Below are 14,632 nucleotides of genomic sequence, written 5' to 3'. Positions count from 1 at the left end.
TTCTCAGGCCCTGGCGCCTAGCATTCGTGGCGGTATAACAAGCATCACTTGAACCAACGACGCGACAGGGCGAGAGCCGGTCGTGCCTGCATATGGGCTAGAGCCTACAGGGGGCTAGATGGACCGCCAATTTCACTTCATCTCGGGCCTTCCCAGGTCCGGGTCCACGTTGCTGTCAGCGATCTTGAGCCAGAACCCGCGATTCCACGCGGGGATGAGCGGCCCGATCGGCGGCGCTTTCAACAATCTGCTGGGCGAGCTCAGCGGCCGCAACGAATATTCGGTCTTTATCTCCGACGAGCAGCGCCGCCGGATGCTCAAGGGCCTGTTCGACAACTACTACGGCCCCGAATACAACGCCCAAGTGGTGTTCGACACCAATCGCGCCTGGTGCACCAAGATGCGCCACCTGAAAGAGCTGTTCCCGCAAGGCAAGATCATTGCCTGTGTGCGACACGTGTCGTGGATCATCGACAGCATCGAGCAACTGGTCCGCAAGAACGCCTTCCAGCCATCCTCCATTTTTAATTACGTGCCCGGCGGCACGGTGTATTCGCGCGCCGAAGGCCTGGCCAACGGCGAAGGCATGGTGGGCTATGCGTACAACGCACTGAAAGAAGCGTTCTACGGCGATGAAACTTCCAACCTGATGCTGCTGCGCTACGAGACGCTGACAAGCGATCCGAAGCGCGCAATTGCCGCTGTCTACGATTTCATTGGCGAGCCGGCCTTCCAACACGACTTCGAGAACATCAGCTATCAGGCCGATGAATTCGACCTGCGCGCCGGCACGCCGGGATTGCATACCGTGCGCAAGAAAGTCGCGGTGCGCGAGCGCACCAGCCTGCTGCCGCCGGATGTGTTCCGTCGTTTCGAAAACGACGCCTTCTGGCTCGATCCCACGCTGAACCCGCGCCAGGTGCGGGTGGTTTGAGCGCTGCACGCGCGTGCAGCCAATCCTTTTCCAGATCGAAGGCCGCTTGCCTGCTGCTCTGGGACGCACAAGCAAGCGTCTAACCACAACACATAAATCAAACGAATAACAAGTAACAGGGGACACAGCGTGAATCGCATTTATCGCATCGTTTTCAACCGCACACTCGGCGTCATGCAGGTCGCTTCGGAACTGGTGAACGCCAAGGGTGGCGTAGCGGGTGGCGCAGAGGCGGCATCGAAGCCGGAACTGAAATCGCGATTGCTGGCGATCGCGGTGAGTGTCGCCCTGGCTGCGGCGATCGTGACGCCCGCGATGGCACAGACCTGCACGCCGAGCGGCAGCTCCATCTGCGGTGCCAGCGGCGCCACCGGCGGGACTCCTGGATACGCGCGAGGCGGCACGGGCGGCACGGGCGCGGTGGTCTCCGGTGCCTACGCCAACTCCGGTGGCAGCGGCGGGGGATATTACGCTAGTGGCGCCAATGGGCAGGGCGCCCATGGCAGTGGCGGCGCTGGCGGAAGCCCGGAACGCGGCGGCAGCGGCGGTGCCGGCGGTTCCCCGGCGACCCAGGGTATGGGCGGTGGTGGTGGTGGCGGCGGCGGAAGCTACAACGGCGGGGGCGGCGGCGGCGGTGGTGGTGGCGTTGGACTCGTGGCAACGGGAAGCACTACGTTGGGTGGCGTTAGCGTCACCGGCGGCAACGGCGGAGCTGGCGCCAATGGCAATATCGGCTGGAGCGGCGGCGGCGGTGGCGGCGGCGGTGGTGGTGGCGCGGGTGTCTACGCGACTCCCGGCGCATCGCTGAATTTAAGCGTGACTGCGTCCGTCACCGGTGGCACGGCCGGTAATGGCGGAAATGGCTACGGCAACAGCAGCGGCGGCAGCGCTGGCCGCGGTGGCGCGGGCGTAGTGGGATCCAGTTTCACCCTTACCAACGCCGGAACCATCACCGGCGGCAGCGGCGCCAGCGGTGGCGCGGGCGTGATGGCTACCGGCCATGCCACCATCGTGAACAGCGGCACCATCGCCGGCGGCGTTGCTGGCGGCAATGGCCCGCAGGCCGACGCAATCGACCTGAGCGGTGGCGGCAACCTGCTTGTTCTGGAACCCACCTCAAGCATCATCGGCAATGTCGTCAGCAGCAGTGGCGTCACCAACGGTGGCGACACGCTCGACCTCGACGGCAGCGGCAACGGCACGATCACCGGCTCGATCGGCGAATACGGCAGCGGCGCGCAATACCAGGGCTTCAATAATTACGAGAAAACAGGCTCGGGTACCTGGACACTCGACGGTGCCGTGAATATCAGCGAGGGGTTTTTAATCCAGGCGGGCGGATTAAGCCTGCAAGGTAACAGCACCGTCCTCAGTGGCGGCGTGCTCATGGCAGCGGGAACGGCGCTTGTCATCGGGAACGGCAGCAACGCTATCAGCGTGAATGGTAGCGGCGGTACTTCTGGCAACGCCGGTACGAACGGTTCGGCCGGATACGTGAGGAGTCCCTACGGTGGCGCCGGTACGGCAGGCGGGGTCGGGAGTTTCGGCCAGTCGGCCATTTCGGCGGGGACCGGCTCCACGATCACTAACTATGGCTCCGTTCTGGGTGGTGCAGGCGGTGTGGGCGGCCATGGTGGCAATGGCGGTAACGGACAGAGTAACTATATCGGCGCCGCATCCGGTGGAAACGCCGCCATGGGTGGCGCTGGCGGCGCCGCTGGCGCTGGCGTCAGCGGCACCGGCTTCACCCTTAACAACAACCAAGCAGGCACCATCTCCGGCGGGGTCGGCGGTGCGGGCGGTATCGGCGGCAGCGGCGGCAATGGAGGCGGTGGCTATCCCACCTATGGCCCCACCTCCAACAGCGGCAATGCCGGTGACGGCGGGGTCGGCGGTGACGGCGGTGATGGCGTGACGGGCGGCAATTTCACGGTTGTAAATTACAGCGCCATCAAGGGTGGCGCCGGTGGTGTGGGTGGCAACGGTGGCAGGGGCGGCAACGCGGGTGGCGGCCAGTACAGTGAGGGCAGCGACGGGGCTGCGGGTGGCACAGGTGGCAACGGCGGCGCGGGCGGTAGCGGTATCTCCGGCTCCGGGTTTACGGTAACCAACGCCGACTCGATCAATGGCGGCATCGGTGGAGACGGTGGCAACGCCGGTAATGGCGGCCAGTTTGGTGCCGGCCAATACAGTGTGGGCGCCAATGGTGCAGGCGGCAACGGCGGCACTGGTGGAACAGGTGGCAGCGGTGTCGCTGGCGTTCTATTTACACTGACCAATGCTGGCCTGACAGCCGGTGGTGTCGGTGGGGCCGGCGGCGCGGGCGGTGCCGGCGTAGCCGGAGGGTATGCGAACAACACGACCACGGCCGGAAGCACGGGCGGCATTGGCGGCGCCGGCGGCGCGGGCGGTGCCGGTATTACCGGGTCCCAGCTGACGCTCATCAACAACAGTGAGGTTGTCGGTGGAAATGGCGGCAACGGTGGTAGTGGCGGGGCCGGTGGCTACGGTGGTTCGGCCAACCAGAATGCGTCTGGCGTCATGGGTGGTGGTACGGGTGGCAACGGTGGGGCCGGTGGTGCGGGCGGTAATGGCGCCGCAGGTATCGACGCGAGCTCATCCACGTTGACCAACAATAATGTTGTCCAAGGTGGTGCTGGTGGCATGGGCGGCACCGGTGGCGCTGCCGGCGCGGGCGGCTATAGCAACTCATCTGGCAACTCGGTGTCGGGCGGCAGTGCGGGTGTGGCCGGTGTCGGAGGCGCAGGTGGCAGCGGCGGTGCGGGCGTCGCTGGCACAGGATTCACCGTCACCAATAACGGCCAGATTGTCGGTGGCATGGGACAAGACGGCGGCACGGGCGGCAACGGCGCGGCGGGCGGTCACTCCTATGACTCCAGCGGCGCTACCGGCGGTGCGGGTGGTCAGGGCGGCGCAGGCGGCGCCGGTGGTGCGGGTGTGGCCAGCTATGCATCCAATGCAGCGGCTACCCTGAACAACTATGCAGCAGTGGCTGGCGCCAACGGTGGCGCCGGTGGCACGGGCGGCAGTGGCGGTTTTGGCGGCGATGCTTCAGGGCCGGGAAATCCCAGCGGTGGCGCTGGTGGCGTTGGCGGTGCGGGTGGCAGCGGTGGCGCAGGCGGGGCCGGCGTCTCCGCCAACAGCGGACTGACTATCAACAACGCCTACGGCGCCATCGTAATAGGTGGCGCGGGCGGCAATGGTGGTGTGGGCAGTTTTGGCGGCGGTGGCAATTTCAACGGTTCCGGCGGCGTTTCTGGTACTGGCGGCGCGGGCGGAAACGGGGGTGACGGTGGCGCGGGTATCGACGGCAACGGTTTTGTCGTCAACAACCATGGCGGCATTTTTGGAGGTAATGGTGGCTCTGCTGGCGCGGGTGGCGCGGGCGGCTACGGTGGCTCCCAGTCTGGTTCAGCTGGCGCGAGCGGCACGAGCGGGAACGGTGGCACGGGCGTTACTGGCGTGAATTTCACGCTGATCAACGCGGGCAACGTTGCAGGCGGCGACGGTGTGAGCGGTGGCGCAGGGGTCAGTGGCTCGAATTTCATCCTGACCAACAGCGGCACCATTAGCGGCGGCGCAGGTGCGGTTGGCGGCGTCGGCATCGTGTCGACTGGCGGCTCCACGATCACCAACAACGGTATGGTCGGCGGTGGTACGAGCGGCAACAACACGCAGGCCGACGCCATCGACCTCAGCGGCGGTGGCAACCAGCTGGTGCTGGAGGCCGGCTCGAACATCGCCGGCAACGTGGTCAGCAGCAGTGGCACTACCAATGGTGGCGACACGCTCGACCTGGGTGGCAATACCGGCGCCAGCTTGAGCGCCTCATTCGGCGAATTGGGAAGCGCCGCGCAATACCAGGGCTTTGCCACTTACGAAAAAACCGGCGGCAGCACATGGACGCTCAGCGGTTCGTCGAACCTCAATGAAGCGTGGCAAGTGCAGGACGGCGAATTGGATTTGACCGGCACGGCGTTTGCCGGTGGTTTCGTCATGTCATCGGGCACGACCTTGGGGGTAGGTACCGCTCAAACGAACGTCGAGATTATCGGCAGTGCCGGCTACGCAGGAACCTCGGGCGGCGTCGGCTCGACTGCCGGCACTTCGGGTAGCGCGGGTAGCGCAGGCGGCAATACCGTCAGCGGCTCGGGCTTTACGCTGAATAATCAGAACGCGGTCATCGGTGGCACGGGTGGACAGGGAGGAACCGGAGGTGCCGGCGGCCCTGGCGGGTCTGGTGGCTTCCTAAACGGTAAATATGCAAGCGCTGGAGCCAATGGTGGCGCCGGAGGAAATGGCGGCAACGGCGGTGCGGGTGTCAGCGGCTCGGCATTTACGCTCAACAACTCCGGTGGCATTTACGGCGGTCAAGGCGGCGCCGGTGCTCAAGGTGGTCAGGGTGGCGCTGGCGGTGCTGGCAAATACGCCAGTACTGGCGACAAGGCGGGCTTGACGGGTGCCAATGCCGGCACCAGTGGCAATGGCGGTGCTGGCGGCGCGGGCGGTGCGGGTGTTAGCGCTACGGGCCTGAGCACGCTTATCAATGATGCGCTGATCATAGGGGGGATCGGCGGCAACGGTGGCAGAGGTCAATACGGTGGTGCGGGCGGTGCCGTGGGTGCATACCATGGCGGTCCGACACCGGCGGGTGGTTCGGCCGGCAGCGGCGGCGCAGGCGGCAACGGTGGTGTGGGCGGCGCAGGCGGTGCTGGCGTTACGGGGTCCAACTTCACCCTGACTAACAACGGTGCAATTGCCGGCGGCTACGGTGGCCTCGGCGGCAACGGCGGTCGCGGCGGTTTCGGCGGCGTTTCGCAGAACGGTACCGGTGGCGCGGGTGGCGCCGGCGGTAACGGCGGGCTGGGTGGTGCTGGTGGTGCGGGCGTCACGGGTAATGGCTTCATGCTCACCAATACCAGCGCGGGTTACATAGAGGGCGGTAACGGCGCCATCGGTGGCGCGGGCTATTTCGGTGGCATCAGTGCAGGTAGCAACATCCCCGGCACAACTGTTGTTTCGGGCAACGGTGGCAACGGCGGCGTAGGCGGCGCGAGTGTCAGCGGCACCGCCTTCACCCTTACCAATGCCGGCACGATCAACGGCGGCTATGGCGGCGCAGGTGGCGTGGGGGGCTTGAGCTCCAATGCCAGTGGTGTGGCTGGCAACGGCGGTAATGGCGGTAACGGTGGTGCAGGCATCAGTGGTTCGGGCTTTATGCTCACCAATACCGGCAAGATCACCGGTGGTAACGGCGGCATCGCGGGCACGCAAGGCAACACCAGCAACTATGGCGGCGCGGCGGGCAGCGATGGCGTCGGTGGCGCGGGTGGCGCGGGCGTCGTTGCAACAGGCGGCGCCACCGTCATCAACTTGGGCACCATCGCCGGTGGCTTGAGCGCGAGCAACGTGCAAGCAGATGCCGTGGACTTCAGCGGTGGCGGCAACACATTGGTGGTCGAGGCCGGTTACACGTTCATCGGCAATATCGTCAGCACCAGCGGTAACACCCATGGTGGTGACACACTCGAACTCGCTGGTGCGACTAACGCAAGCTTCAACATGAACACGTTGCAGGGCTTCGCGAATGGCATCAAGGTTGGCACCAGTACGTGGACGTTGAGCGGCACCGGCAACGCAAGCCAATCGTGGACGATCGCCAACGGCACATTGGTGGGTAACACTACCAGCATCGTCGGCAACGTGACGCTCGCACCGGTAAGTGGTGGCAGCGCCAACCTCACGTTCGACCAGTCCACCAATGGCGTCTACGACGGGGTGATCAGCGGTAGCGGTTCGTTGACCAAGGATGGCACTGGCACAATCACCTTGACCGGCGACAACACCTACAGCGGCGCCACTGTCGTCAACGGCGGCGTATTGCAGGTAGCCAACAATGGAACCTCCGGCATGGTGAGCGGCAACGTGACGAACAATGGTGCGATGGCATTCGACCGCACAGATACCGTTACCTACAGCGCCGTGATCAGCGGCACCGGCAGCCTCGCGCAGGTCGGCAGCGGTGCGTTGATTCTCGACGGCGCAAATACCTACACCGGCGGCACGACTGTGCAAGCCGGTACGTTGGAAGTGGGCGATAGCGCGCATACCGGCGCATCCATCGCCAGCAACGTGACGGTGGACGCAGGCGGCACACTGCGCGGCCACGGTACGATCGATGGCAATGTCACGAGTGATGGCACGGTATGGCCGGGCGGCTCGGTTGGCGTGTTGACGATCAACGGCAACTACACGCAGAACGCCGATGCAACGCTGCAGGTCGATGTGACACCGACGCAGGCGTCCGAGCTGGCAGTGAATGGCAACGCCATGCTCGCAGGTACGTTGAACCTGGTTTACGCACCCGGCACCTATACCAGCACGTCATACACGCTGTTGCAGGCCAATGCGGTAAGCGGAACATTCGCGACGACAAACTCGACAGGCTCGGTACCCACCACGCTTGATTCGAAGGTGTCGTATGGTGCAACGGCGGTTGCCCTGACATTGTCGGCAGCAGGAACGCCGACGCCGCCACCTGCCGTTATCCAACCGCACGACGGTGACCTGTACGCAAACTTGATGCGTGCCGCCGAGCTGGTCGGACAGCAATCGCAGGTCACGGTGCTCGGTGCAACGCTGCGTCCTACCAATACGGCATGCGGCTCAACCGATGCGATGCACACCAACACCGTCAACTCGTCGTGCAACAGCGGCCTGTGGATGCAATACAGCGGCGGCGCCGATTCGCTCTCGGGCAGTAACGGCCTGAACAGCACGACGTTCGGACTGCAGGGCGGCTGGGATCACGCTGTGGCCGATGTTGCGCACGTCGGTGTGGAAGCGGGCTACGACCGCATTAACGGCAGCGATCACGATGGCGGCAACGGCAGCATCGACAACGTGCATGGCGGCTTGTATGCGTTTGCCGACGCAGGCTCCGTAGTGTTCTCCGGCATGATCGATGAAGCGCACAGTAGCTATCGAGTGTATCGCGCGACCGGCATCGGCCATGCCATTGCCGATCCTGATGGCAGCACGACTTCGGCTGCGCTGCAAGCCGCGTGGCCCCTGACCGCGGCGCAGTGGCAGATCACGCCGGCCGCGGGTGCGCTCTACCAGCATCAGAGTCTGGATGCCTTCGGCGAAACAGTGCCGAGCACCAGCCCGCTCGCTACCGCGTTCGCCGTGGATGGCGCACACGCCACGTACAACACGTTGCAACCGTATGCGCAGGTCTCGTTCACGCATGCGTTCGTCGCACAAGGTATCAGTTACATACCGCAGTTCGACGTTGGCTATCGCTACGACACGCGCAGCGGCAATACGCCAGTGGTGCAGGAAACGTCGCAGGACGGCACCGTGTTCGCAATGCCCGCCGACAACCTCGGCCGCGGCATGGCCACCGTGGGTGCGCGCATCACCGCGAAGTCCGGTACGTCGTGGAGCCTGTACCTGGATTACCAGGGCCAGTTCGCCAATCACCTGAGCGACAACGCTTTGAGCGCGGGCTTCACCAAGCAGTTCTAAGTAACCACCGGCGGAACATCGACACAAGGATGTGTCGACGTACCCGACATAAGCAGAAGAAGCGAGTTGGCGCTTACGCCGTCAGCTTGCGCTCGATCACCCTTTCGCCATTCGGCGCGGTGCCGACGTTCACAAAACCCAGTCTTGCGAGAATGCGTTGCGCGGCGCGGCGCTCGATCTTTCGATTCTCGATGGTGGCAATCAGTCGCTGCGGCGCGCCGGGTTCGCGCGCGAGTGCGATGAAGCCCTCCAGCATGCGTTCCATCAGACGGACGTTCAGACCCACGAAACGGCTATCCGCGCGGATGAAAATGCGCACGAAACCGTAAGAGCGGCCATGTTCGTCCATGCGTATCGCCACAGTGCAAACACCGGCGATATCCTCGCGCTCGCCCTCCACCAGCACGCAAGCGACTTCAAACGCGCGACGCCACGCTTCATCCGCATGTGGCAGCGCGCCTTCCTTCAACCAGAACGCGACAATCCGCTGCCTTAGTGCATCGCCGATGCTGCCGAACACCCAGCGCACCTCAAAACGATCGATGTTTTCTGTCGCGCCGGCGCTCATGCAATACCTTATCCCCAGAACGTTTCGTCGGGTCGATTATGCGCGAAAAGGCGCTGAAATTGCCGACATTACAAACTTCCACGACCTGGTCCGCCGTTTCTGCATGGCGGAAAGGCTGCAATGAGCGCCGCTGTCGCACTGGCCGACTTCGGCGCGGCGGCACAAGTGGCAGGTCATGGTCGTCGATCGCCGTTTCGATATCGGAATATGCGCTGGCCAATGGCGTGAAGGATATCGACGTGTGGCGGGGTTTTTAGCGACCGCCGGGAGCTGGAACAGGCTGGTGCGCGGGCTGTCATTGAACCTCCGCTGTAGTTGTACGCATGGCAGCAGCCGGCCTGGCATGGGAGGGAATTCGCTTCGATTGCCCCTCACTCCAACTGTCTCCCCGCGGGGGGAGAGAAAAAAGCGCTACTCCGTAATCGCTTCATGCAACGCCCCTGCCCGGCCTCACCCGGAACGCCACGCTGATCCTCGGCCCGACCGGCCGCCGCAACTTGGGAATGCCATGGTCGTAGTGCAATTGCGCATTCCAGCCCATCAACAACAGGCTGCCCGCCTCAAGTTCGAGTTCGGTTTTCAAATGTGGCGGGAGTTTGCGGCGGATGACCATGGTTCGGGTGGCGCCCAGCGATAGCAGCGCGATGGGCTGATGCGGAACCAGCTCGTGCAGTTTGTCGTTATGCGGTGCGACGCTGTCGTGCTGGTCGCGATAGCAATTCAGGCCGATGCTGTTGAAAGGTGCACCCACCTGCTTTTTGACCACTGCGCATGCCGCACGCAACGCCTTGGGCAGGGACGGGTCGTCGAGCGCGTAATGGCGATGCAGGCGCGGCACATCCACCATGCGCTCGTACATCATGCGCGCGCCGGCATGCCAGTCGACGTGTTCGCGCAAGGCATCGAACCAGCTGGTCGCCAGCGCAGGCGATATCACGCCGGTTTGATAAATGATCGGTCCGGTGGTGTCGTCGGCAATCCGTTGCACGCTTTGTTCGAATAGTAGCGTTTGCATGAGATTCGTCCGCCAGGGGCCTTGGATGGCTCAATGGAAATCCCGAGAACGCACGTCCAGATCGGCGGCCATGCCGCTGAGATCGCGCAGTCGTCGTGCAATGAGATGACTGACGCCATCGACGGCTTCCCACCGCCCCTCAACGGCCAGCAGCCGTGCTTCGAGATAGGGCCGATGATGGGCTTGTGCGATGTGTTTCCACACCACCACGTTCACGCAGCCGAACTCGTCTTCGAGCGTGATGAAGGTGACACCGCTGGCTGTTTGCGGCTGCTGGCGCTGGGTAACCAGGCCCACGGTACGTACCCGGGAAGCATGCGGCAGTTTCTGCAGGGTGCGCGAATCCACGTAGCCATCCGCACGCACCCGGCCGCGCAACAATTTCAACGGATGCAAGCCCAGGCTCAATCCGCTGTGCGCGTAGTCGGCTGTCATGTTCTCGACCGCCGTGGGCGGCGGCAGCACGACATTTTGCTCGCGCGGACTGGCGCGATCGAACAACGGCAATTGCGTCTCCACGCCGGAAGCGAGCCATAGCGCACGATGGCGATGCCCGGCCAGGCCGCGCAAGGTGCCAGCATCGGCCAGCAGATCTTGATGCCGGGTATCCAGTTCCGCGCGCGTGCAGAGGTCGGCGATATCCTGGAAGGCTCCCGCTTGACGCGCTGCTGAAATCCGCCCTGCCACATCTTCCCGGCAACCGCGCAACTGGCGCAGTCCCAGGCGCAACGCCAGTCCGTCTTTGCTGCGCTCATCCTGTTCCAGCGTGCAATCCCAATCGCTATAGCGCACATCCATCGGCCGCACGCGGACACCTCGCCGCTGTACATCCTGCACGATCTGGCTCGGACCGTAGAAACCCATCGGCTGGGCGTTGAGCAAACCGCATGCGAAGATGGCCGGCTCGTGGCATTTCAGCCAGCTGCTGACATAGACAAGATTGGCAAAGCTGGCGGCATGGCTTTCCGGAAAACCGTAGCTGCCGAAGCCTTTTATCTGGTTGAAAATCTGCTCGGCGAATTCCAGCGCATATTTGCCGTCTTTGGTCATGCCGGCGATGAGCCGTTCGCGATGTTTCTCCATGCCGCCATGGCGCTTCCATGCCGCCATGGCACGCCGAAGTTCATCCGCCTCGCCCGCGCTATAGCCGGCCGCCACCATCGCCAGCTTCATCACTTGTTCCTGGAACAGCGGCACGCCCTTCGTGCGTTTCAGTACGGGCTCGAGTTCATCCGATGGGTAATGGACGTTCTCTTCTCCATTCCGACGTCGTAAATAAGGATGCACCATATCGCCCTGGATCGGCCCGGGCCGCACGATGGCGATCTGGATCACCAGATCGTAATAGTTGGCGGGTTTCAGGCGCGGCAGCATGGCCATCTGCGCGCGGCTTTCAATCTGGAAGACGCCGATGGTTTCGGCACGCTGGATCATCTCGTAGGTAGCTTTATCGTCAGGCTTGATCGTGGCGATGCTCAATCGCTTGCCGCGATGGTTCTGTACCAGATCGAAGCATTTGCGCAGGCACGTCAGCATGCCCAGCGCAAGGCAATCGACCTTGAGCAGCCCCATGGTGTCCAGATCATCCTTGTCCCACTGGATGATGGTGCGATCGGGCATGGCCGCGTTTTCCACCGGCACCAGTTCGTGCAGCGGTGCGTTGTGAATCACGAAACCGCCGACATGCTGGCTCAGATGACGCGGCATATCGAGCAATGCCACGGTCAGGCCGATCAGCATGCGCATCACGTGCGTATCGGGGTCGAAACCTTGTTCGCGCAGGCGTGCGTGCAGGGTTTCGCCACCGTTGCGCCAGGCAAAGATGCGGCTCAGTTTGTCGATCTGGTCGGCGGGAAGACCCAAGGCCTTGGCGACGTCGCGCACGGCGCTTTTGGAACGGTAGGAAATGACCGTGGCCGCCAGCGCGGCACGCTCGCGCCCGTATTTGCCGTAGACATACTGGATGACTTCCTCGCGGCGCTCGTGCTCGAAATCCACGTCGATGTCGGGGGGTTCATTGCGCTCCACGGAAATGAAGCGCTCCACCAGCAGATCGATCTTCGCCGGGTCGGCATCCGTGATGCCCAAGGCAAAGCACACGATGGAATTGGCGGCTGAGCCGCGTCCCTGGCAAAGGATGTTCTTGCTGCGGGCATGGCGCACGATGTCTTCGACCGTGAGAAAGAACGCTTCGTATTCCTTCTTTTCGATCAGCTGCAACTCATGCTCGATCTTGGGTCCAATATCAGCCGGCACACCATGCGGCCAACGCCGTGCGGCACCTTCGGCAACCAGGTGGCGTAGCCATTGCATGGCGGTATGGCCGTGCGGCACCAGTTCGGCGGGATAATGGTAGTGCACGTCTTCCTTTAGCCTGAACGTGCAACGTTTGGCGATGCGCACGCTTTCGTCCAGCAAGGCTTTCGGATAGATCTTTTCCAGCGCCGAACGCCGGCGCAAATGCCGTTCGCCGTTGCGGAATAGCAAGTTTCCGGCCTCGGCGATGGTCTTGCGATGACGAATGGCGGTCATCGTGTGCTGCAGAGGAAGGCGCCGGCGTATATGCATGTGCACATCGCCGCTCGCCACGCATGGCAATTGCAGTAGATCACCCATGGCTTGAAGCCCGGCCAGACGCGCTGCATCGTCGCCGTCGCAGTGCAATTCCACGGCCAGCCAGGCGCGATCGCCGAACGTACTTTTCACCCATGCGCCATGTTGGCTGTCCGGTTCGCGTCCGGGAATCCACAGCACCAGGGCGCCAGGAGCGCCATCGGCCAGATCGGCGATGGACAAGCGATAGCTGCCTTTTTCCGAAGCCCTGCGTCCCTGCGTGATCAGGCGGCACAATGAGGTATAGCCCTGTTTGTTTTCCGCCAGCAACACCAGCTTGGGACCGTCGGCAAGCTGGATTTCGGTGCCGACGATCAGCGGCATTTTCGTATCGCGGGAGGCTTCCCAGGCGCGCACGATGCCGGCCAGCGAGCATTCGTCGGTAATGGCCAAGGCGCTGTAGCCGCAATCGGTGGCGCGCTCGAACAGCTCGCGCGCACTGGACGCTCCGCGTTGGAAGGAAAAATCCGACAGGCAATGCAGCTCGACGTAATCGGTCATGCGAACCATCCGTGCAACATCCAGCCGGAGGATTCATCCGGCGCGCAAAAGGCCCAGGCGCGTTGCCCGCTGGAGGTTTCCACCAGGTAGTAATCGCGACGCATCGGATCGCCATCCCACCAGCCGGTTTCCAGCCGTTCGGGACCGGCGAGAATGCGTAGCGCGCCATGCAGTGGCATGGGCCGCTCCAGCAACCAGGTCGGACGCGGATGCGGTTCGATGTAATCGTTGCCCTGCATGGAGGGGCATTGCGAATGCTCCGGACGCGGATCGATCGTGGTGCTCCAGCGATACACCGCATGATCGCCCAGGCGTGCGCGCAGGCGTTCGCGCAGTTGCTCGAAGGGCAGCGCGTTGGCGGGACGTTCGTCGAACAGGTCGCGACCGGCCGGTGTGAAGCCGGGCAGATCATCCGCGATCAGGCGCAACGACATGACCGGCGCCGGCAGCCGTATCTGTTCCAGGCGACCGCGCGCTGCCTCGAACAGCACGCCGGCATCGCGTTCGGGCGAGAGCATGCCGACCGGCACTTCGGTGGCCTTGCCTTCGCGATGTTCCAGGTGCAGAACGAAACGTTGCACGCCGCCATCCCGTCCTGAGAGATAGGCCGCAAGATCACCCATCATGCGTTTCAGCGGAAAGACCAGCGCCGCGATGTTCTCCACTTCATGCGATAGCTCGATGCGCCAGTCCACGGCATCGGGCGGTACGTATAACGCGAGTTCGGCCGGCGCGCGGCCCAGCAAACGATCCATGGCTTGCAGCAGCTCGGCGCCAAAGCGGCGCTGCAGGCTGTCGCGCGGCATGCGCAGCAACTGGCCCAGCCGGCGGATACCCATGCGTGGCAAGGCATCCATCGCATGTTCCGGCAGCCGGCTCTTGCTCAAGGGCACGGCCTCGAGCGCGTGGCGCATGGTTTCCTGCGTCAAGACCGCCTGCCCGTCGCGCATGCCTGCCAGCACGTAGGCCGCATGCGGTGTCGGCGCGGCGGCAAGGCAATGCTGGAAGCCCAGCGCGAGAAGATCGCTGCGCAAGCGGCTTTCCAAGACCGGCCACTCGCCGAACAGGCACTGGCTGCGGCTGATTTCCAGCACGATCGCACGCGGCAACAATGCCACTTGCGAGCTGTAGCGATACGCCATGCCCGCCAAGAAACGTTGCCAGCGATCGACTGCCGCGGGGTCGTAAGGGATCATCTCGAAGTGCGCGAGCAATGCTTGCGCAGCGGTCAGGCGTTGGCCGGCATGCAGACCCACTTCGCGTGCCGCCGCATTGGCCGCCACGATATGCCGCGCATTCGCGGGGCCATCCACGAGCACCAGCGGTCCTTTATCGGCACGAGTGCGCAGGACGCCATCCAGCGCCAGATGCGGCAACCCAAAGCATGCCCACAACATAGGCGGCAACCATCAGCCAGCCGAGGCGGTTGAAAAAATCGGCATGGCTTCTC

The 14,632-nt window shown here is 63.6% G+C and carries 6 protein-coding genes; 2 read left to right on the top strand and 4 right to left on the bottom strand.

Going from position 1 to position 14,632, the window contains the following annotated elements:
* Nucleotides 1–118 precede the first annotated feature (118 nt).
* Together ISP15_RS11195 and ISP15_RS11190 are read left to right on the top strand one after the other, a co-directional pair.
* Nucleotides 119–934, top strand: coding sequence for a sulfotransferase family protein (locus ISP15_RS11195; RefSeq protein ID WP_404547414.1), 816 nt, complete (start codon nt 119–121; stop codon nt 932–934).
* A gap of 129 nt (nt 935–1,063) precedes the next feature.
* The gene (locus ISP15_RS11190; RefSeq protein WP_404547413.1) at nt 1,064–8,485 is read left to right on the top strand and encodes an ESPR-type extended signal peptide-containing protein; all 7,422 of its coding nucleotides are present in this window, start codon (nt 1,064–1,066) and stop codon (nt 8,483–8,485) included.
* Between the two features lie 73 nt (nt 8,486–8,558).
* Here the strand turns inward: ISP15_RS11190 and ISP15_RS11185 are convergent, their stop codons facing one another.
* From ISP15_RS11185 to ISP15_RS11170, 4 genes are all read right to left on the bottom strand, one after another.
* Nucleotides 8,559–9,053 carry a hypothetical protein gene (locus tag ISP15_RS11185; protein ID WP_404547412.1) on the bottom strand — a complete coding sequence of 165 codons (495 nt, stop codon included), beginning with the start codon at nt 9,051–9,053 and terminating at the stop codon, nt 8,559–8,561.
* A gap of 427 nt (nt 9,054–9,480) precedes the next feature.
* On the bottom strand, nt 9,481–10,068 hold the full coding sequence (locus tag ISP15_RS11180; protein WP_404547411.1) for an alpha-ketoglutarate-dependent dioxygenase AlkB: 588 nt from the start codon (nt 10,066–10,068) through the stop codon (nt 9,481–9,483).
* 30 nt (nt 10,069–10,098) lie between these two features.
* On the bottom strand, nt 10,099–13,182 hold the full coding sequence (locus tag ISP15_RS11175) for an error-prone DNA polymerase (RefSeq protein ID WP_404547409.1): 3,084 nt from the start codon (nt 13,180–13,182) through the stop codon (nt 10,099–10,101).
* Complete coding sequence (locus tag ISP15_RS11170; RefSeq protein WP_404547408.1) at nt 13,179–14,579, bottom strand: Y-family DNA polymerase; 1,401 nt, start codon at nt 14,577–14,579, stop codon at nt 13,179–13,181. The genes ISP15_RS11175 and ISP15_RS11170 overlap by 4 nt, the downstream gene beginning before the upstream one ends.
* Nucleotides 14,580–14,632 lie beyond the last annotated feature (53 nt).

It is taken from the genome of Dyella jejuensis (assembly GCF_044904675.1).
Lineage (GTDB): Bacteria > Pseudomonadota > Gammaproteobacteria > Xanthomonadales > Rhodanobacteraceae > Dyella_B > Dyella_B jejuensis.
The sequence above is the reverse complement of the archived record's forward strand: the minus strand, read 5'-3'. Positions and strand labels throughout refer to the sequence as shown.